Raw genomic sequence first — 20344 nt, forward strand, 5'->3', positions numbered from 1 at the left:
AGGTGAGTGACGAAGAGGGTCCGTCCGTCGAGAAGACGAACAGCGAGGACTCGTCCCTCCCGGAACAGGAACTCGAGTCGGTCGAAGAACCTCAGGCGGTCGAAGAGACCGAGTCGGTCGAGGAGCCTCAGACCGCTGAGGACACCGAGACGGTTGTCGAGGCCGAATCACTCGAATCTCCCCAGCCTGTCGACGCAGACGTAGTCGATTCCGCAGAGGCGGCAGACGGAGAAGTAGCGGACGAAGACGAAGACGAAGCGGTAGACGAGCTGACAGACGACGAATCGGCAAACGAAGTCACCACCGTCATCCCCGTCGTCCCAGCGGACGACGCCCCGCCGACGGAAGTAGTCGACGAGGCTCCGGCGACAGAAGCCATCGACGAGCAGACAGAGCAGTTCGAGCCCCCGGCGGTGGTGGTTCCCCCGAAGCCGCCGCGCCCCGAGTTCGTGCAGCAGTACGACACCCAGAAGTTCGAACCCATCCAGCAGCAGTACGAGCCTGTTGTCCGCGAACCAGCGGTAGTTGCACCACCAGTGCCACAACAACAACAACAACAACCGGAAGCGCCTGCTTCGACGTCTTCCCGCAAGTGGGTCAAACCGGCGATAGCAGTCGGCGCCATCTTTGCCGTCGCAGCGATTGCCTACGGAGTGGACATCTTCACCTCGTCCGGGAAGACACCACGCGGCACCCAGGTCGCCGGGGTGGACATCGGTGATCTCACGCCCGCCGACGCGGAGGCCACGCTGCGCGCCCAACTCGGCCCGAGGCTCGTCGAACCGGTAGCGGTACATGCCGGCGGCGTCGACTCCGAGATCGTTCCCGCATCTGCGGGTGTGGACGTCGACTGGTCGGCGACGCTTTCCGGAGTGAACGCTCAGCCCATCAACCCGATCACCCGCATCACGTCGTTCTTCGGCTCCCGCGAGGTGCCCGTGGTGTCGACCGTCGACCAGCAAGCGTTGGACACCTCCATGGCGCAGCTTGCGGCGAACAGTGATCGTGCGCCCGTCGAAGGCGCAGTTGTATTCGAGAACGGGAAGGCGACGGGTGTTTCACCTGCCGCCGGCCAGGCCCTCGAAACGCAGAAGGCGGGTTCGACCTTCGCCGCCGAATGGTCCGATGGTGGCGTCGTCGATCTTCCGGTCGACGAGGTGCCGGTGACGGTCACTCAGGCTGGTGTCGATCGCGCACTGCAGGAGGTCGCCATTCCGGCTGTCTCGGGTGACGTCGTGGTCAACGGCCGTGACGGCAAGGTCGCGACACTCGGCGTCGACCAGATCGGTGAGGTTCTGACCTTCACACCGGACGGCTCGGGTGGGCTGACTCCGCAGTACAACACGGATGCGGCGATCAAGATTCTGACTCCGCAGTTGGTGTCGACGGAAGTGCAACCCAAGGACGCGTCGTTCACCTTCGCCGGTGGCAAGCCGTCGGTTGTGCCGGGTGTTGTCGGTGATCTGATCAACTGGCCGGACACGGTCAAGGAACTTCCGGTTCTGTTGGGCAGCACGGCTTCTCGGGCAACACCCGCCGTGTACGGTCCGGTCCCGCCGGCGTTGACCACCGAAGCCGCGGAGGCCCTCGGCATCAACGAGGTGATCGGCGAATTCACCACCGGTGGTTTCGAATACGCGTCTGGTGTGAATATCGGCCTGGCCGCGTCGGAGATCGACGGGGCCGTGATCAAGCCCGGGGACACGTTCTCGCTCAACGAGTACACGGGCCCGCGCGGTGCGGCTCAGGGATACGTCGAGTCCGGAATCATCAACAACGGTCGTCCGGACAAAGCTGTCGGCGGCGGAATCAGCCAGCTCGCGACGACGCTCTACAACGCGACGTACTTCGCCGGCATGGACGACGTCGCGCACACCGAGCACAGTTACTACATCTCGCGGTACCCCGAGGCGCGTGAGGCGACCATCTTCGACGGTGCGATCGACTTGCAGTTCCGTAATCCGGCGAAGACCGGCGTGATGATCGAGACGATTGCGACGTCGTCGAACATCACCGTTCGGATCTGGGGAACCAAAACCGTCGATGTCACGTCGACGACAGGCCCGCGTACGTCGCCGACGTCGCCGAACACCGTGACGTTGCCGGAGGGGCCTGGCTGTGTTGCTTCGAGCGGTGCGCCCGGGTTCACGGTCAGCGACACTCGCGTGATCACCGACCACGCGAGTGGCGCCGAGATTTCCTCGAACACCCGGACCGTCAAGTACGACCCGGTGCCGATCGTGAAGTGCGAGTAGGGGACTACTTCCCGACGAGGGGGCCGAGGGTGCGGCCCGCGAGGTCGACGATGCCCGGCTCTTCGCCGTTGGTGATCAGGTTGATCACGACGCCGTCGATGCCGTGGTCGAGGATGCGCGTCTGGACCTGCTCGGCTACGTCGTCCGGGCTGCCGACGAAATGACGTTCGGTGGCCTTGGCGACCACGTCTTCCGGCGCCGTGGTGATGTCGAGACCACGCTCCGCGAGGAACGTTCGCTGATGCGCGCGAGCCTTGTCGCCGTCCTCGTCGATCATCATGAACGTCAGGAAGCTGGTTTCGAGGGTTGCGGGATCACGATCGGCTTCGTCGCATCGCGCTGCAAGTGCTTCCATCTTGCGGGGCAGTTCCGACGGGTCGCAGATGATGTTGAGGTGATCCGCGAACCGAGCGGCGAGGCCGAACGTCTTCTTCTCACCGCCACCGCCGAGCAGGATCGGCAGGTCGTCGCGGACGCGAGGCTCGTTGATGGCGTCCTTGACGTGATACCACTTGCCGTCGAAAGTGGGGCGCTCACCGCGGAGCATCGGGGCGATGATCTGCAGTGCTTCGTCGAGTTTCTGGAAGCGCTCGGTGAACGTTCCGAACTCGTACCCGAACGAATTATGTTCGAGTTCGAACCAACCGGCGCCGATGCCCAGGATGGCCCGACCGCCGCTCACCACGTCGAGGGTGGTGACGGTCTTGGCGAGCATGGGCGGATTGCGGTAGGTGTTTCCCGTGACCAGTGCAGACAACTGGATGGTCTCGGTGGCCGTCGCCAGCGCGGAGAGCGCGGAGTAGGCCTCGAGCATCGGGGCGTCCGGCGCTCCGATTCCGGGGAGTTGGTAGAAGTGATCCATCACGAATGCAGTGTCGAAGCCTGCGGCTTCGGCTTCGCGGGCCTGCGCTATGACGGTGGGGAAGAGGTCCTTGACCGGACCGCCGTAGCTGAAGTTGGGCATCTGGTATCCGAGGCGAGTGCTCACCGTTTCGACGTTACTCGCGATCGGTTGACCTGGCACGATTTTACCAACTCTATGGATTCCGTTGTGCTGGGCAGACTTCCGGAATTCAGAGAAGTTCTTCGGCCGCTTCGCGTCGCTTGGCGCGCTGCTGGTGAAGTTTGACGATTGCGATTGCGACGCCACCGCCGATGATGGCGCCTACCACCGCGCCGACCCAGGTTGACGATTCTTCGTACGAATCGAATTCGAGACGGGCCATGATTCCGACAGCGGCCACGAGGTAGAGCGCGATGCTGATCACCACGCGAGGGCGGCCGTAGGTGGACAATACGTAGACATCGACGTCGCGGCGCTTCGCATAGATGATCGTGATCAACGAGCCGAACAACGCAACGATCAGCAGCGCGAGCGAGATCCACGCCCCTGTTCGGCCGGCGACCCAGGGCAGAATCGCCGAGCTGACGAATATTGCCCAGAAGACACTCTGGAGTCCCACCGCCGAGGCTTCGTTCCAGACGTCGCGCTGACGCTCGTCCTTGTAGAAGTCGTCGTCCAGATCGCCGACGAACCGCATTGCCTTCATCATGGTGCTCATGCCGTCTCCTCTGGAATTTCCGTGGTGAGTTCCGATTCGGGTAAGGGGAAGAGCGCTTCGACGGTGGTCCCCAGCGCCAGGGCCAGGCGAAGTGCCAGGTAGACACTCGGTGCATAGTCGCCGCGTTCGACGGAGACGATGCTCTGTCTGCTCACCTGACCTGCCGTGGCCAGTTGCGCCTGGGTGAGGCCGGCGAGGCGTCGGTGCTCCCGCACGTTGTTGTCGCCGGCCTTTCCAGTCATGCAAAAAGTAAAGAATACTTGTCACCGGATGTCAAGTTTGCTTGTCATATGAGAGGCTGAAGAGCATGCGTGAACGATTTCTCGAGATCGCCCTGGCCAATCCGGTGGTCGCAACGATCGTGGATCGGGCACCGAAGCTGGGATTGCCGGAGTGGTACCTGACGGCGGGTGGGCTCTTCCAAACCGTCTGGAATCACATCGACGGCCGTGACCTCGGCGCCGGAATCAAGGACTACGACCTCTTCTATTTCGACGCCGGCGATCTGAGCTACGACGCGGAGGACCGTGTGATTCGTTCGGCGGCAGAACTGTTCGCCGATGTGGATCCCGAGGTCGAAGTACGCAACGAAGCCCGCGTGCACCTGTGGTACGAGCAGCATTTCGGGATTCCCGGCGTTCCGTTCACCAGTTGCCGTGACGCTATCGACCACTTCGCTTCCACAACTTGCTGTTTCGGGATCACCAAGTCTGCGGACGGCACTGTGGACGTGTATGCCCCGCATGGCTACGACGATCTTTTCGACATGATCGTCCGCCCCAACCCAGTGCTGGCACCGAGAGGGGTTTACGAGGCCAAGGCAGCACGGTGGCGCAGGGAATGGCCTGCGCTGACCGTGGAGCCTTGGCCTGAGACCTAGACCTAGACCTCGATCGGCGGATGCAGCCTGTCCATGGTCCACTGCCGATTTCGGCGTGCCGCAAGTGAACTGGCCCCGAGTGAGGCGACGAGAAGGCCGCCGAGGACGGCGATCGAGACCCACAGCCTCGAGTCGATGCCGCCGACGGTGAGTTGTCGAAGCCCGTTCACCGCGTAGGTCATCGGGTCGAACGGGTGGATGATCTGGAACGGTTTCGCGGTTGTTTCGACGGGATAAATGCCGCCGGCCGAAACCAGTTGCAGCATCAGGAACGCCAGGGTGATCACGCGTCCGACGGAGACTCCGAAGATGGCGTTGAACGCCTGGATCAACGCCATGTACGTGGCAGTGATGAGCATCAGGAATCCGACGGTGCCGAGGGCGTGCGTGGGGTGCAGGCCAACGGCGAAGTGCACGACCAGGTACATCACGATCACCTGGCAGATGCCGATGAGCAAGGCCGGCCAGTACGAGGCGAGGACCACTCGCAGCGCGCCGAGTCCGTTTGCGATAGGCCGGTTCTGGAGCGGCTTGAGCAGCATCCAGGTGATGATGCCGCCCACGAACAGTGCGAGGGGCAGGAAGAACGGAGCAAAACCGGTACCGAAGGTGCTTGCCCGGTTCTCGTAGGTCTCCTGCAGCTCGACCGGACTGGAGAGGGTTTGAGCGGTTGCTGTTCGCTGCTGATCGGTCCAACTGGGAACCTGGCCGGCGCCCTCGGTGAGTTTGGTTGCGAGTTCGGCAGACCCGGCACGGAGTTGCTCGGTTCCGTCGGCGAGTTTGGCTGCACCGTCGGAGAGTTGGACGCTGCCGTCGGTGAGTTGAACCAGTCCACTGCTGAGGGTTTGAGCGCCGTCGTTGACTTGCTGACCGCCGTCACGCAGCTGTACCAGGCCGTTGCGGAGTTCACCGCCGCCGTTGGCCGCGGCGCTGAGCCCGGCGCGGAAGGTGCTCGAGGGATCGTCGAGTTGGTAGGCGAGTTGTTGTGCACCGCTCTTGAGTTCGCCCAGTTGGCCCATGGTCGCTTCACCGAAACCCTGAGTGCGCAGCATGTCCTGGGCAGGTGCGAGGGCATTGGCGATCTGTTGGCTGACGGGATCCGGGTTCAGTCGAAGGCTGGCCACTGCCTGCCCGACCAGCTGTGCGACGTCTGCTTGTGTGTTCCCGAGGACACTCAGTTGGTCGACGACCTGGGTGACGCCACCACTGAGTTGGCTTGCGCCGTCGCCAAGTTGGACGGCTCCGAGATCGAGCTGCCCCAGACCGTCGGTCAGTGCGAGGACGCCGTCCGTGGCGGTGTTGATACCGGTCGAGAGTTGCGCTGTACCGCCGGCAAGAGTGGCTGCACCGTCACGTGCAGTAACCATGTTGTCGGCCAGAGTTTTCGAGCCCGACGCCAATTCGCCGGCTCCGGCGTTGGCAGTGTTCACTCCGGCCGAGAGCTGGAGTGCTCCGTCGGCGGCCTGCTTCAAACCAGCACCCGCATCGGTCAATCCGACCAGAACTGTTTCGACGGACTGCGCGCCGATCTTGTCGCTGACCTGACTGAGGACCTGCTGGGCGGCGTTTTGGCCGATGATGGTGCCGAGGTAGTTGTTGACGTCGTTGAAGGTGAACTGCAACTGAGCTTTGTGGGGGTCCTTGGTCGTCGGGGAGGCGACGGCCTCGCTGAAATTCTCAGGCAATGTGAGAGAGAAGTAGTACGTGCCGTCCGAGACTCCCTGAGCGGCTTCCTGCTGCGAGACCAGGTGGAGATCGAGCTCACCGGAATCGAGCAGCGCTTGGCTTACCTCGTCGCCCGCGTTGAGCTCCTGACCCTGCACCATCGCGCCGCGGTCGGTGTTGACCAGCGCGACGGGGACCTTGTTGACCTCACCGAACGGATTCCAGAAGGCCCACAGGTACATCGCGCCGTACAGCAGTGGCATCAAGATGATGGTGACGAGTGCGATCCTGGGCATCGCGCCGCGGGAGAACCGCTTGAGTTCGGTTCCGAGAGACATTCCAGCGAGCATCGCGGTTACCTCGCCCCTTCTTGGTCGGGATTGGTGACTTCTTGGAGCAGGGTGACGGCATCGATGGGTGATCCGTCGGGCAGCGGGTTGACGGTCGACGCGATGATGGTCTGGTAGCTCCCCATCTCGACCAGTCGCTCGACGAGATATGCGCGCTCGGAGTCACGCCGCACCTGTTCGAGATCGTCGACGACAAGCAAGGCCGGCTTCTTCGTGTTCGCGACGGCGATACGCAGCAGGGTCGCCTCGAGTTCCCCGAGATCGCTGACGTATCGGCCGAGCGCAGGCAACGGATGATCGCCGAAGACGGGAGCGCACACCGCTTCGAGTTCGCGGTCTCCGGCGCGTCCGACGAGTTTGTACCAGGGAGCATCCCAGCGAATTTGTTCGGTGATCAGATCGCGGACGGTGACGGACTCGGCAAGCTCGTCGATGTCCTCGAACCCGGCGATCCCGGCGATCTCGAAGATCTCTCGGGGACGCGTTCGACCGAAGACGGACAGTGATCCGGAACTGGCTTTCATTCGCCCGCTGAGTGTCAGAAGTAAGGACGTACGTCCTGAACCGGCCGAGCCTTCGAGGATGGTCACACCGCCCGCACGAATCTCGAGATTGACGGGTCCGAACACCGGCCCCCATGGGCCGTCGAGCGCCAAGTCCGTGGCGGTCAATGCCAGGTCAGGGGCGTAATCGGGTTGTGCGTGCTCTGGTGCGACCACGATGATCACCTGTCTGTTGATCTACTCGGCCTTCGAAAGAACCGAGTGCTGGTTCAGTGGACGTTCGTGCTCACCCAATCACATCGGTAGCGGGCGAGCCGTCCCATGAATGGGATGTGTCGGACACGTCCGGCAACTTGGAGACCGAACGGTATGTATTCTGTTGGAAACGGAACGGGGGAGTCGAGGTGCCGGTTCGTAGACGCGGGATGTGCGCGGTGCTGGTCATGGCCACCCTGTCGGTTGTCTCCTGTGCCGGTGAGCGCGAGTCGCCCCCGTTCGTGTCGAGCGAAAGGCTTTTCGAGTTCACCGGTCGCAATGTCGGACCCTTGACGGTGCCGCCCTTGCCCTCCGATCGGCACGAGTCCGAAGCAGCGCCATACGGAGCCATCACCCTGTCCGGTGGGTGGAGCGGCGCAGCCAATGTCTCGCTGCCTGGATCCGTCACGTGTTTCGAGCACAACTGGGCGGATTCGCTGCCCGCCGGTCACCGTCAGTGGGCCTACGAGGTGCACACCAGTTCCTTCTACGAATACGACGGCGGCGGCGAATATCCGGGACGTGATTTCCAGTTGCAGGTCTACGTGAACGAGAAACCCGAACCAGGTCAGCACGGAGCGGCGATCATGAAGTTCTCGGATCAGAGCGGACAGTTCGTGTCCTTCGGCGGTGGCGACGACAAGTCCGTCGAAATAGTCAGTTCTCCGGACCGCAGGCGCGTGGCGCTTTCCCTGGCGGGTACGGCGGCACGACCGGGCGAGCAACCGACGACGTCGGTACTGTCCGCGCAGATCAGTTGCCCGACCATCGAGCGCAGATGACACCAGTCACCACCGAGTGCCGACAACCGAAAATGCCGGCCCCGAAACGTTCTCGGGACCGGCACTTTTCATGAATCAGGAACGAATCAGAATGCTGCTTCGTCGATCTCCATGATGTCGTTCTCGGTGTTCGCGATGATCTCGCGTGAAGCGGTGAGCTCGGGCAGGACGTTCTTGGCGAAGAAGGACGCGATGGCGACCTTGCCCTCGTAGAAGCCCTTGTCCTTGTCGGAAGCGCCGTTGTCGAGTGCTGCGAGAGCAATCTCGGACTGGCGGAGCAGCTGCCAGCCGATGAGCAGGTCGCCGACGGACATCAGGAAGCGGACGGAGCCGAGGCCGACCTTGTACAGCTCGGTGGGCTGCTCCTGAGCTCCCATGAGGAAGCCGGTGAGCGTGGCAGCCATGGCCTGGACGTCTTCGAGTGCGGTGGCGAGCAGTGCGCGCTCCGCCTTCAGACGGCCGTTGCCGGCTTCGCTGTCGATGAAGGTCTTGATCTGTCCCGCAACGTGAGCGAGCGCGACGCCGCGGTCACGAGCGATCTTGCGGAAGAAGAAGTCCTGAGCCTGGATGGCCGTCGTGCCTTCGTACAGCGAGTCGATCTTGGAGTCGCGGATGTACTGCTCGATCGGGTAGTCCTGCAGGAAGCCGGAGCCACCGAGGGTCTGCAGGCTGTCCGTCAGGTACTGGTACGCACGCTCGGAGCCGACGCCCTTGACGATCGGGAGCAGCAGGTCGTTGACGCGGAACGCGGTGTCCTTGTCTGCGCCCGAGACGAGCTGGGCGACAACCTCGTCCTGGTGTGCTGCGGTGTAGAGGTACACCGCGCGCAGGCCCTCGGCGTACGCCTTCTGCATTGCCAGGCTACGACGCACGTCGGGGTGGTGCGTGATGGTCACGCGCGGTGCTGCCTTGTTGGTCATCTGGGTCAGGTCTGCGCCCTGAACACGCTGCTTGGCGTAATCGAGAGCGTTGAGGTAACCGGTCGAGAGGGTGGCGATTGCCTTGGTGCCGACCATCATTCGAGCGTGCTCGATGACGTCGAACATCTGGGCGATGCCGTTGTGGACCTCGCCGACCAGCCAGCCCTGTGCGGGGATGCCATGGCCGCCGAAGGTGACCTCACATGTGGCGGAGACCTTCAGGCCCATCTTGTGTTCGACGTTGGTGACGAAGACGCCGTTGCGCTCGCCGAACTCTTCGGTCTCGAAGTTGAAGTGCGTCTTCGGGACGAAGAACAGGCTCAGGCCCTTGGTGCCGGGTCCGGCGCCTTCGGGGCGAGCGAGAACGAGGTGGAAGATGTTCTCGAACAGGTCGTCCGAGTCTGCCGAGGTGATGAAGCGCTTGACGCCCTCGATGTGCCAGGAGCCGTCGTCCTGCTTGATTGCCTTGGTGCGTCCGGCACCGACGTCGGAGCCGGCGTCGGGCTCGGTGAGGACCATGGTGGCGCCCCATCCGCGTTCGACGATGGTGGCTGCCCACTTCTTCTGCTCTTCGGTGCCGTTGTTGAACAGCACGTCCGCGAAGGCGGGTCCGGCCTGGTACATGTGTGCTGCAGGCTGTGCGCCCAGGATCAGCTCACCGATGGCCCACACGACGGAGCGGGGCACCGGCACGCCGCCGACCTCTTCGCTCAGTCCCATGCGGTACCACTCGGCATCCCACAGAGCCTTGAACGACTTCTTGAAGGATTCCGGAAGTGCAACGGTGTGCGTCTCGGGATCGAAGACAGGGGGGTTGCGGTCCGCATCGGCGAAAGATTCGCCAAGCGGTCCCTCGGCCAGGCGTGCGACCTCTGCCAGCATGTTGCGGACAGTGTCGGCATCCAGGTCGCCCCAAGCGCCTTCGCTCAGTGGCTTCTCCAGTCCGAGAACCTCGAAGAGGTTGAACTCCAGGTCCCGAACGTTGCTCTTGTAATGGCCCATGTCTTCTGCTTCTCCCAGTGAGGTGGTGCGGTCCAGCACTCCTAGTACCGCCCGAAGTTTATTACTCGTCGGTAACTTAATACATGTTACTAGCCGTTCTTTGCATTGCCAACACCGGATTTGCGTCCGATGACAAGCGCGTCGACCGCGATTCCCGTTTCGGTGTGTCTGTGCGGATTTCCGGCGATCTCGAACTCGAGCCTTCCTTGGAACTCCTGCATCAATTCCTCTGGTGTGTAAAGGATTTCGGGATCTTTCGGGCCGCCGACGCCGTAGTCGATGTTGCTTCGGTCGTGACCCAAAATCATGAGGATTCCATCAGGTTTCAGAGAATTTATGGCACGGTTCACAACCAGGGTGCGTTGTGGTGCGGGCAGATGAAGGTAAAGAAGCAGGGCCAAGTCGTATCCCTGCCCGTTCCGGGAGGCGTACTCCGCGACGGTGACGTCGCCGCACCGGTAGTCGAGCCGGTCGAGAACCGATCGGGGCGAGCGGGCCGCGATCGTGCGGGCTTTCTCGATCGCGACGGCCGAGTAGTCGATCCCGGTGACCTCCCAACCGCGGGTCGCGAGCCACAACGCGTTACGGCCCTCCCCGCACGCCAGGTCCAGTGCCTGGCCGTGGGGGAGGGCCGTCGCGTATTCCACCAGCAGCTCGTTGGGTGGAGCGCCCCAGACGAGCTCGGTTTCTTCGTACTTCTTGTCCCAGGCGGCCGCATCCATAGATGACGACGGTAGTGCCACTCAGTTGTTACGGACGCCGTCCATCGAGTTCTTGCGCAGGGCGGCGCGCGTCGGGATCGCGATGGAGACGAATCCCAGAACAGCGGTCACGGCGACGATGGCACCGTAGATCGCCGGTGAAATCGCCGGGATTGGCTGCCCGGACACCGCTACGGCGATACCCATCAGAGGCGGCAGGGCGATCAGTGATCCGACCACGACGGCGATTCCCACCACCATCAACGACTCGATACGCATCATCGCTCGGACCTGCCTCGTCCGCGAGCCCACCAGTTGAAGGAGCGCGAACTCGCGGGAACGCTCCGCAGTGGCGGCGACCAAGGTATTCACGACGGCGACTGCCAGATAACCGAGCAGGACCAGGACGGCGAGGATGCTGACCCACGACTGCATGCGACGCTGATCTTCGCCTGCGGCCCCGAACTGGTCCTGGTTCAGCGCGGCGATCGAGGGGAAGGAGAGCAACGACTGCTGGACTTCGGCCGACCGTCCGGGTTCGGCAGCAACCAGAACGGTGTCGATCAGAGCGTCGGTGGAGTGCTGACGCAAAGTCTCGATCGGCATGGTCACGTCCCCGAATCCGAGGCCGCGACCATATTTCGCGACGACCATCGGATGTACCAGTGTTCCGTCTCCCAGATAGAGGTCGACGCGCTGGCCGACCTTGGCTCCGAGTGTGAAGGCCCCGTCTTCGCTGACGGCAACGGTATCGCCGGTCAGAGCGCTGAGGTCGCCCTCGGTCACCGCGAGATCGAGGGTTGCGTCGGCGCCGGTGGCGTCGATTCCCTGGGCCGCGATCGCGCTGTCGGCTGAGCCGCCTTCCTCACCGCTGGGTACCGGCAGGACTTGACTGCGGACTACCGGGTTTGCCGCACTCACTCCGGGCGCCGATGCGATCGAGTCGAGGAGCGCGGGAGCGATACCGGCCGGCGCGCCGACGATCAGGTCGGCGGTGACGCCCTTGATCGACTGGTTGGTCGCCTCGGCGGCGACGGTGCTCTGGCTGAAGAACTGCACCGAGCCCAGGGCGATGGCGAGAGCCAACGGAACAACCGCCGACGAGAGCCGCCTCGAATTGGATTCGGCGTTGGCGGCAGCGAGAACTTTGGACGCCGACCCACTACGGCGCAGTGGACCGCCGATCACCTTGATGATGCCGCGCACCAACAACGGGCCGAGCAGCGCGACCGAGAAGATCAACAACAGTGCGCTCGAACCGGCTCCAGCGGCTGCCACGCTGCCGGGCAGGAAAGCGGGGAGGATGCACGCGCCGAGACCGGCGGCACCGAAGATCAGCCCGGTGACGATGCGTCCGCGGCTCAGTTTCGCCGGGCCGCTTTCGGATTCGCGAAGCGCTTCGACGGGGTCGAGCTTTGCCGGTCGTCGTGCCGCGATCGCCGCTGCCGCGCGGGCAGTGAGTACGCAGATCAGGAAAGCCGCGATCGCCGGAAGCGGGCTGTACGCCAGCGCGAAATCGGTGGGCATGACCCCTGCGTCGGCAAACTGTGCACCCAGGAATTGGGCGAGTAGGAATCCGGGCACCGCGCCGATCGCAGCCGCAGCCGCCGCGACGAGCAGCACTTCACGCCCGATCATGACGTGGACTTGTCGCGTGGTGGCCCCGATTGCCCGCAACAGAGCGAACTCTCGGCGCCTGGCGTTGATCGAGAGCGACAGCGTGCTGGAAACGACGAACATGCTGACCATCAATGCAAGACCCGCAAACGTGGCACAGAGCACGATCAACTGAGTCCGCGCAGCTCCGGCGTCGAGGAACTCGATGCCTCCGCGTGCGGTGCCGGTCGAGACCTCCGCACCGGTTCCGGCGAGTGCGTCGCGGGCGAGAGCGGCAGCATCCACGCCTTCGGGAGCGATCAATCCGACTGCGGTGACAGAGTTCTGGTGCGGCCACAACCGTTCGGCCTCTGCGTCGTCGAGGAAGACGAGTGCCGGACGGTCGGGTGACGGCACCGAAGCCGCATCAGCTGTGCCGACGACGGTGTACTCGTCCGCTATCGCGCCGTGAGCCAGCGTGATTCGCTCGCCGAGCGCGGCGCTCGTAGTCGAGACCACCTCGTCTCGGCTCTGCGGAGCGCGACCATCGGTCAGCGAATACGGCGCCAGTTGTGCTGTGTTCCAAGGATGTGCGTCGAGTACGACGCCCTCGGCGGTGCTGACGGGGACGGAGATGTCGGGAACCACCGTGACATCGAGGGCATCGAGTTTGCGGACCGTATCGCCGTCGAGGAGAACTCGCTCGGCAAAAGGCTGATCGGCGTCCTCCTTGACCTCGAGTGCCTGTGGCGCGCTGACCACGGCGTCGGCACCGGCGTAGAGATGTGGTGAGACTCCGCCTCGCACTCCTGATTCCAGCAGGACACCCAAACCGCACGTGAGGAGAGCCGCGCAGAATACGGAGACGAACACGGCGATGAATCCGGAGCGATGCGCTTTGAGATGCGCAAAAGTGTGTGCCTTCATCATCACCAGTCCCCGAGGTGTGTCATGCGCTCGGCAATCTGCTGCGGCGTCGGGCGGTCGATGTGCCCGACCAGTTTCCCGTCGGCGAGGAACAGCACACGATCGGCGTACGACGCGGCCACCGGGTCGTGCGTGACCATGACGATGGTCTGATCGAACTCGGCGGCTGTCCGGCGCAACAACTCCAGAACCTGCTTGGCGCTGCGGGAGTCGAGGGCGCCCGTCGGCTCGTCGGCAAAGAGTGCGTCGGGGTGGGTGACGAGGGCGCGCGCGATGGCGACGCGTTGCTGCTGACCACCGGACAGTTCGGAGGGTTTGCGCTTGCGGTGCGATCCGAGTCCGACGGATTCGAGGACGAAGGTCAGGTACTGCTTGTCGGCTCGTCGTCCGGCGAGCAGTAGCGGGAGCGTGACGTTCTGCTCGACGTCGAGAGCACCGAGCAGGTTGTATGCCTGGAAGACGAAACCTATGTGATCGCGACGGAAGATGCTGCGGGCCTTCGGCTTCAGCTGTGAGATCTCGGTGTCGCCCAGCCACACCGATCCGCTGCTCGGCCGGTCCAGGCCCGCCGCGCAGTGCAGGAAAGTGCTCTTGCCCGATCCGGACGGGCCCATCACGGCGGTGAAGGTGCTGCGCGGCAAGGTGAGGCTGATGTTGTCGAGGGCGGTCACGGCGCCGCGGCCGTTGCCGTAGACCTTGCTGACGCCTTCGAGTCGCACGGCGGATGTTCGGGCGGCCGGGGCACCAGGGGCCGGCGGGGCGAGGACCGAGTGTCGATTCTTCATGGGAAGAACGCTATGGAGATTCGGCATTCGTCGACATCCAGCAGGGTCCCGAATCAATGGTGTAGCCAGCTGTAGTGGATCGCGGCATCAGGTGCGGCATGCTGGGGCAGTGAAGAAGAGAACCAGGGCTGCGGTGTACGTGCTCGTCGAGGGTGTGGCAGCCGTGGTCTCCCTGTTCTTGCTGATGGTCGGTCTCATTCTGCTGTCGCTCTCGATTCTGATCGTCGGCTGGTTGCTGTTGCCGTCGTACGTGCGGGTACTCCGGTGGTGGGCGGGTCTGGCCCGCAAGAGAACGGCTGCGTACACCGGACGCCCTGTTCTGCAGCGATACCCACCGATGCCAAGCAATCCGACATTCGGGGACTGGCGCCGATTCCTCACCGATCAGTCGACGAGGCGCGACGCGGCCTGGTTGTCGATTCACGGTCTCGGGGCTTTCGTCGCGGCGATGCTGACCATTGCTCTGCCACTCGGTGCACTCAATGCGATTGCCGTCCCGCTGTACTGGCAGCAGATGCCCGCGGGCGAACCCGTCAACAATCCGTACCCCGTGACGTCGTGGCTGGGCGCTGCCGGAATGCCGTTGATCGGCATCCTGTACTTCCTGATCGCGTGGTGGTTGATCCCCGCGATGGCGAAGTGGATCAGCTGGTCGACCACGACTTTGCTTGCACCGGACACACGTTCGGACCTCTCGAAGCGCGTCACCGCCCTGACTGCCAGCCGCGCTGCGGCCCTCGACGCGCATTCGGCCGAACTCAAGCGGATCGAGCGCGATCTGCACGACGGCGCGCAGAACCGACTGGTCGCCGTGGTGATGATGCTGGGTATGGCCGAGCGCTCGTTGCAGATCAACCCGGACCAGGCTCTGCCACAACTGCATCGGGCCCAAGATGCGGCCACCGAGGCGTTGAGCGAACTGCGGACGTTGGTGCACGACATCTATCCGCCGATCCTCGACGAACTCGGCCTCGAGGGTGCGATCTCGGCGCTTGCTGGGCGCTCCACCGTGCCCTGCGTACTCGAGATCGAGGAGCTCCGCCGTGCCCCGGCCGCCGTCGAGGCTGCTGCGTACTTCGTCGTCGCCGAGGCTTTGACCAACGTCGCAAAGCACAGCGGAGCGCGCAGCGTCACCGTCACGGCAAGGACGGAGGCGTCCACCGACTCGTTGGGTGAGACGATGCTCATCGACGTGATCGACGACGGTCACGGCGGCGCGAACGAACGGCCGGGCGGCGGCGTGGCGGGTATCCGACGCCGGGTCGAGGCTTTCGAAGGAACCGCAGTATTGGAGAGCCCGGAGGGTGGACCGACAACGATGAGGGTGGAACTACCGTGCGGATTCTGATCGCCGAGGACGACGCTCTCCTGCGAGAGGGGCTGGCACTGCTGCTCCGCGGAGAGGGCTTCGAGGTGTCTGCCGTCTCCGACGCCGAACAGTTCCTCACGGTGTTCGAGGAGACCGCTCCTGACGCCGCGGTGCTCGACGTCCGGATGCCTCCTACTTTCACCAACGAGGGACTTCGAGCGGCGATCGAGGTGCGCAAGCTTCGCCCGGGCTTTCCCGTCCTGGTCCTTTCCGCGTATGTCGAGGATCGCTACGCCGGTGAATTGTTGGCAGGAGGTGCCGGCGGGGTCGGGTACCTGCTCAAGGAACGCGTCGGCAAGGTGGCCGAGTTCGTCGACGCCTTGAACCGGGTCGTCGACGGCGGAACCGTGATGGATCCCGAGGTCGTATCCCAACTGATGAGCCGTCGACGCGCCGACGACCCGATCAGATCGCTTACCCCACGCGAGTCCGAGGTTCTCGGATTGATGGCGGAGGGGCTGGGAAATCAGGAAATCGCCAGGAAACTGGTCGTCAGCGACACTGCTGTGAGCAAGCACATAGGAAATATCTTCGCAAAACTCGGCCTGTCGGCTTCCGAAAGCGGGCATCGTCGTGTTTTGGCAGTTCTAGCTCATTTGCGCGCCTGATCGTGGATCTGGACTACATACCTGACCGAAGCGTAATGTGAGCCAGCCTCATGTTGTTGCCGTGATCGAACGGTGACCTGAGAGGCAGGGGCTTATGTCCTGTACGTAACGTGTGATGTCGAATGCGCGTCATCACCAGAAACCAACGAGGAGATCGATCAATGGGTAAGCCGATTGCCAGTGTGGCCGGAGGTCGGCAGTCCGTCCTTCTCGGGCTCGGCGTTCACCGCCCGGAGCGAGTCGTGACCAACGACGAGATCTGCGAGCTGATCGATTCCACCGACGAGTGGATCCAGACGCGATCGGGTATCAAGTCGCGCCGGTTCTCCGGCGAGGGTGAAGGCATCCTCGCGATGTCGATCAGCGCGGCCCGTAAAGCACTGGACGTCAGCGGCATTGCACCCGAGCAGATCGGCGCCGTGATCATCGCGACGTCGACGTGGGACCTGCAGACTCCCCAGGCCGCATCCATCGTCGCCCACGAACTCGGTATCAAGGGCCCGGCGGCGTTCGACGTCGCGGCAGGCTGCGCCGGTTTCTGTACCGCCCTTGCGGTGGCCAGCGACCTCGTTCGCGGCGGAACGGTTGATCACGTACTCGTCGTCGGCGTCGAGTTGATGAGCGAAGCCACCGAGCCCACCGATCGCAGCGTTCGCTTCATCTTCGGTGACGGCGCAGGCGCAGTTGTCGTCGGCCCGAGCGATACCGTCGGAATCGGCCCGGTCGAGTGGGGTTCGGACGGCAGCCAGTCCGACGCCATCGTTCAGGAGCCCAGCTGGCTCGACTACACCAAGAACCCGACCGGACCTCGGCCGTGGATCAAGATGGCCGGTACCGCGGTGTTCCGCTGGGCTGCCTTCGAGATGGGCAAGGTCGCCACTCGCACCCTGGAGAAGTCGGGGCTCGGTATCGAGGACATCGACGCTTTTGTGCCGCACCAGGCAAACCAGCGCATCAACGAGGTCATCGCTCGCAGCATGAAGCTGCCCGAGGGCTTCCCCGTCTCCAACGACATCGCCGAGACGGGCAACACGTCCGCGGCCTCGATCCCGCTCGCCATGGAGCAGATGCTGCGCGACGGCCAGTGCAAGCCGGGCGACAAGGCATTGCTTCTCGCCTTCGGTGCAGGTCTGTCCTTCGCCGGTCAGGTTGTCGTCATGCCGCCGTTGGCTGGAGCGGAATCAGCCTGATCTTCTCTTGCGCCGAGCGCCTCGAACCCACGGTTCGGGGCGCTCGGTCGTTTCCAGGAGGGCAGTCGTTTCCGGTCCGGCTCGTCGAACCTCTGCGATGTGGCACTCTGGCGAGATGGTCGAGAGTGTGGGGGAGTCCGAACGTACGGGTGAGACGGGCGGCAGCTTGGCGAAGATGGGCGGGCACGTGGCGCTCGCCAGCACGGTCAGCCGGATCACCGGTTTCGTCCGCACCCTTGCGCTTGCCGCAGTCCTCGGGATCGCCCTGGTCAGTGATGCGTACAACGCGGCCAACAGCTTCCCGAACATGGTCTATCAGCTTCTTCTCGGCGGGATTCTCGCCAGTGTCCTGCTTCCGTATCTGACACGGCAGCGAAGCCGTGGGCGGACGCTCGAACGAGAGCAGACGCAGCGCGTTCTCACTGTGGGAGCGCTTGCTCTCGCGCTGGTGACGGTAGTGGCGGTGCTGTGCGCGCCGCCCCTGGTCTCGATCGTGATCGATGATCCGGCTCAACGAGAGTTGACGACGCTCTTCGCGTACTTGCTTCTGCCGGAGATCTTCTTCTACGGCGTCACGGCGATGATGACGGCTGTGCTCAGTGTTCGATCGGTGTTCGGCGCGCCGGCCTGGGCGCCGGTGATCAACAACGTCGTCCTTCTGGTGACGGTCGCGGTCTTCCTGTGCATTCCGGGGCCGGTGGCTCTGACTCCCGAGTCGATGACCACCGCGCAGGTTCTGGTGATCGGTATCGGCACTTTGCTCGGGATAGTGGCGCAAACCGCTGTCGTTGCTCGAGCGCTGCACCGCAACGGTTTTCGGTGGCGCCTTCGCGTGCGGGTCGTGCCGCACACTTGGCGCCCGGTGCGCGTCGGGGCGCCGTTGCTCGGTTGGGTACTGGTGTACGTCGTAGCCGGTCAGGTCGGTGTGTGGGTGACGATGAAGGTCACTCTCTCCCGTCACGTGTACTCGATGTACACGCATGCGGATCTGCTGTTTCAAGTGGCGTACGGCATCCTCGGAGTGTCGCTGTTGACGGTGCTGATGCCGCGAATCGCCAGGTCGGTCGCTGCGGGTGACGACGTCGGTGTCGTATCCGATCTCGGCCGGGGAGCCAGGTATTCGGTGGTGGCGTTGATTCCGGTCACGGTGGCTCTCATGGTGTTCGGCCCCTCGTTGACCACCCTGATCTTTTTCGGCCGGGTCGACGGCAGTAGCGCCCGGTTGATCGGGACGGCCGTGGCAGTCAGTGCATTCGGGTTGGTGCCCTTTGCGATGGTCATGCTTCAGCTACGAGTGTTCTACGCCGACAACAATACCCGCACTCCCGCGGTGATAGCCGTGGTGATGGTAGTTGGAAAGACGGCGCTCGTTCTTCTTGCGTCATTGTCGGCGAGTGACGAAACGCTGATCCTGGCCGTCTGTGCGGCCGGCTCGTTCTCCTACGTGTGCGGAGCGGTGCTCGGTCACGTCCTGCTTCGAAAGCGATACGGGCTGTTGGGATTCCGTCGGGTGCAGGCGACCGTCGGGAGAATTTCGACAGCGGCAGTTCTGGCAGGAGGTTGTGCGCTCACTTTGGTGGTGGCGGTTCAGAACCGAATCCCCGAGCCCAGGCTTGCTGCTGCTATTTCATTGTCGGCGGGTGCGGCCGTAGGTGTCGTCGTCCTGTTGGGCGCATGCAAGGTCGTCGGCGTTCCCGAGATTCGCCGGGCGCGAGCCCTACTGCTGTCCTGAGGACAGGAGCGGTACCAGCAGTTCGTCCGGGGTCAGGGCGCCGTGCTGTCCACGGAGACCGGACAGTCCCGATTCGACCGATCGACGAACGACCGCCACGTCTCCGGAAGCAATGGCGATGACATCGCCGATCCGGCCGTGATACTCGGAATGTACTGCGGGCCCGAACAATCCCGCGACGATGCCCTCGGATCTGGTCCCGATCCACATGCGGTCACCCAGTTCGGCGCGCCAGCGGTCCGCAACATCTTGTGCAGCGCCTTCTCGGGTGTGGATGTGCCGGCACCGGGGCTCGCCGGCAAGGGCGAGTACGTCTTTGGACAGCATCGGGGTGTTGTCGAAGTCGATCTTGTTCTCGTCCAGCACGTCGACCATTCCGTGGTCTGCCGTCACCAGCAATCTCACGTCCGGACCGAGAGCGGCTGCGAGTTGTTCGACCAGTCGATCGACAAGCATCAGTTGGAAGATCCACGGCTCGGACTCGGGTCCGTAGACGTGGCCGAGTGCGTCGATCTCGCTGATGTAGCAGTACGTGAACGTCCGTTCGGCAGATTTCGACGCCGCCACGGTGCGAGCGAGGAGGTCTCCGTATGCCTGGATTCCGGCAAACTGGGCACCGCGCATCCCCGCCCGAGTGAGGCCGCTGCCGTCGAACTTGGACGGAACGACGGTGGTGACGGTGATTCCGGCGGCCGCGGCGCGATCGAAGGTCGTGGCCTGCGGCTGCAGGGTCTCCGGAACGATGGAGTCGGTCTGAGATTCCTTCTTGCCGGCGCTGTGCCAACCCAGCCAGTTGAACACCGAATCGGCTTCTTCGACGTAGGACTGGTAGCCGGTGATTCCGTGTGCTCCCGAGGGCAGCCCGGTCCCCAGCGAGACGATGCTGGTGGCCGTCGTCGTGGGGAAACCTGCCCGTATCGGCGTTCCGACGAGTGAGTTCAGGAATGGTGCGTGTTCGGCGTTGCGAGCGAGCAAGTTCGCGCCCATCCCGTCTACCAGCAGAATTACGGTCTTCTTGCTGGGATTCAGATCGAGACGGTTTGCTTCGCCGCCTACTCCGAGAGAAGCGAGTACCGACGGCGCAAGCGTCGACAGAGTCGGCTGGGAGTACACATCGAGGAGAGGTGCGGGGGCGGGCATCCCATGAGATTAGGCGTTGGACAGAGAAAACTGCATACCTTCTGGGCGAGTGTTCAAATCTGTGCGGTCAGATCCGGACATTCCAGATGATCGGCGCGCAGAGACCGCGGACCGGGGCGGCC

Annotated in this window: 17 protein-coding genes; 7 read left to right on the forward strand and 10 right to left on the reverse strand. The window is 63.6% G+C overall.

Annotation, left to right across the window (positions count from 1 at the left end; genetic code table 11):
• Positions 1–2: 2 nt before the first annotated feature.
• A complete protein-coding gene (locus G8767_RS21490) occupies positions 3–2255 on the forward strand; it encodes a VanW family protein (protein WP_166811652.1) in 2253 nt (750 codons plus the stop codon).
• 4 nt (positions 2256–2259) lie between these two features.
• Here the strand turns inward: G8767_RS21490 and G8767_RS21495 are convergent, their stop codons facing one another.
• The 3 genes from G8767_RS21495 to G8767_RS21505 form a co-directional block, all read right to left on the reverse strand.
• The gene (locus G8767_RS21495) at positions 2260–3243 is read right to left on the reverse strand and encodes an LLM class F420-dependent oxidoreductase (protein ID WP_235171409.1); all 984 of its coding nucleotides are present in this window, start codon (positions 3241–3243) and stop codon (positions 2260–2262) included.
• 85 nt (positions 3244–3328) lie between these two features.
• Positions 3329–3817 carry a hypothetical protein gene (locus G8767_RS21500; RefSeq protein ID WP_166811654.1) on the reverse strand — a complete coding sequence of 163 codons (489 nt, stop codon included), beginning with the start codon at positions 3815–3817 and terminating at the stop codon, positions 3329–3331.
• The gene (locus G8767_RS21505) at positions 3814–4059 is read right to left on the reverse strand and encodes a helix-turn-helix domain-containing protein (protein ID WP_007734566.1); all 246 of its coding nucleotides are present in this window, start codon (positions 4057–4059) and stop codon (positions 3814–3816) included. The genes G8767_RS21500 and G8767_RS21505 overlap by 4 nt, the downstream gene beginning before the upstream one ends.
• 65 nt (positions 4060–4124) lie before the next feature.
• Here G8767_RS21505 and G8767_RS21510 point away from each other — a divergent pair, with 65 nt between their 5' ends.
• Positions 4125–4697 (forward strand): nucleotidyltransferase family protein, encoded by a 573-nt coding sequence (locus tag G8767_RS21510; protein ID WP_166811656.1) that lies wholly within the window; start codon positions 4125–4127, stop codon positions 4695–4697.
• A 2-nt stretch (positions 4698–4699) separates the two neighbouring features.
• Here G8767_RS21510 and G8767_RS21515 read toward each other — a convergent pair whose 3' ends face one another.
• Positions 4700–6712, reverse strand: coding sequence for a YhgE/Pip domain-containing protein (locus tag G8767_RS21515; RefSeq protein WP_058039138.1), 2013 nt, complete (start codon positions 6710–6712; stop codon positions 4700–4702).
• 5 nt (positions 6713–6717) lie between these two features.
• On the reverse strand, positions 6718–7440 hold the full coding sequence (locus tag G8767_RS21520; protein WP_054826521.1) for an ATP-binding cassette domain-containing protein: 723 nt from the start codon (positions 7438–7440) through the stop codon (positions 6718–6720).
• Positions 7441–7619: 179 nt separating this feature from the next.
• Between G8767_RS21520 and G8767_RS21525 the strand changes: the two genes are divergently transcribed.
• On the forward strand, positions 7620–8252 hold the full coding sequence (locus G8767_RS21525; RefSeq protein ID WP_346843018.1) for a hypothetical protein: 633 nt from the start codon (positions 7620–7622) through the stop codon (positions 8250–8252).
• A gap of 86 nt (positions 8253–8338) precedes the next feature.
• Here G8767_RS21525 and G8767_RS21530 read toward each other — a convergent pair whose 3' ends face one another.
• The 4 genes from G8767_RS21530 to G8767_RS21545 form a co-directional block, all read right to left on the reverse strand.
• On the reverse strand, positions 8339–10174 hold the full coding sequence (locus tag G8767_RS21530) for an acyl-CoA dehydrogenase (protein WP_007734578.1): 1836 nt from the start codon (positions 10172–10174) through the stop codon (positions 8339–8341).
• 89 nt (positions 10175–10263) lie between these two features.
• Positions 10264–10896, reverse strand: coding sequence for a class I SAM-dependent methyltransferase (locus G8767_RS21535; protein WP_166811659.1), 633 nt, complete (start codon positions 10894–10896; stop codon positions 10264–10266).
• A gap of 21 nt (positions 10897–10917) precedes the next feature.
• The gene (locus tag G8767_RS21540; protein WP_166811661.1) at positions 10918–13401 is read right to left on the reverse strand and encodes an FtsX-like permease family protein; all 2484 of its coding nucleotides are present in this window, start codon (positions 13399–13401) and stop codon (positions 10918–10920) included.
• A complete protein-coding gene (locus G8767_RS21545) occupies positions 13401–14183 on the reverse strand; it encodes an ABC transporter ATP-binding protein (RefSeq protein WP_050794083.1) in 783 nt (260 codons plus the stop codon). Before G8767_RS21545 ends, G8767_RS21540 begins: the two co-directional genes overlap by 1 nt.
• 109 nt (positions 14184–14292) lie before the next feature.
• Here G8767_RS21545 and G8767_RS21550 point away from each other — a divergent pair, with 109 nt between their 5' ends.
• From G8767_RS21550 to G8767_RS21565, 4 genes are all read left to right on the forward strand, one after another.
• A complete protein-coding gene (locus G8767_RS21550; protein WP_260395680.1) occupies positions 14293–15531 on the forward strand; it encodes a sensor histidine kinase in 1239 nt (412 codons plus the stop codon).
• Positions 15519–16160 carry a response regulator transcription factor gene (locus G8767_RS21555; protein WP_050655523.1) on the forward strand — a complete coding sequence of 214 codons (642 nt, stop codon included), beginning with the start codon at positions 15519–15521 and terminating at the stop codon, positions 16158–16160. The genes G8767_RS21550 and G8767_RS21555 overlap by 13 nt, the downstream gene beginning before the upstream one ends.
• A 161-nt stretch (positions 16161–16321) precedes the next feature.
• Entirely contained in the window at positions 16322–17350 is a 1029-nt protein-coding gene (locus G8767_RS21560) for a beta-ketoacyl-ACP synthase III (protein WP_003945837.1), read from the forward strand.
• 115 nt (positions 17351–17465) lie between these two features.
• Positions 17466–19082, forward strand: a complete 1617-nt coding sequence (locus G8767_RS21565; RefSeq protein WP_240952523.1) for a murein biosynthesis integral membrane protein MurJ — start codon at positions 17466–17468, stop codon at positions 19080–19082.
• On the opposite strand, the gene G8767_RS21570 is transcribed toward G8767_RS21565, so the two are convergent.
• The gene (locus G8767_RS21570) at positions 19068–20222 is read right to left on the reverse strand and encodes a nucleotide pyrophosphatase/phosphodiesterase family protein (RefSeq protein WP_095971360.1); all 1155 of its coding nucleotides are present in this window, start codon (positions 20220–20222) and stop codon (positions 19068–19070) included. The two genes, G8767_RS21565 and G8767_RS21570, sit on opposite strands and share 15 nt — an antisense overlap.
• Between the last annotated feature and the right edge of the window lie 122 nt (positions 20223–20344).

Origin of the sequence: Rhodococcus sp. IC4_135 (assembly GCF_011602025.1) — a bacterium.
Lineage (GTDB): Bacteria > Actinomycetota > Actinomycetes > Mycobacteriales > Mycobacteriaceae > Rhodococcus_F > Rhodococcus_F baikonurensis.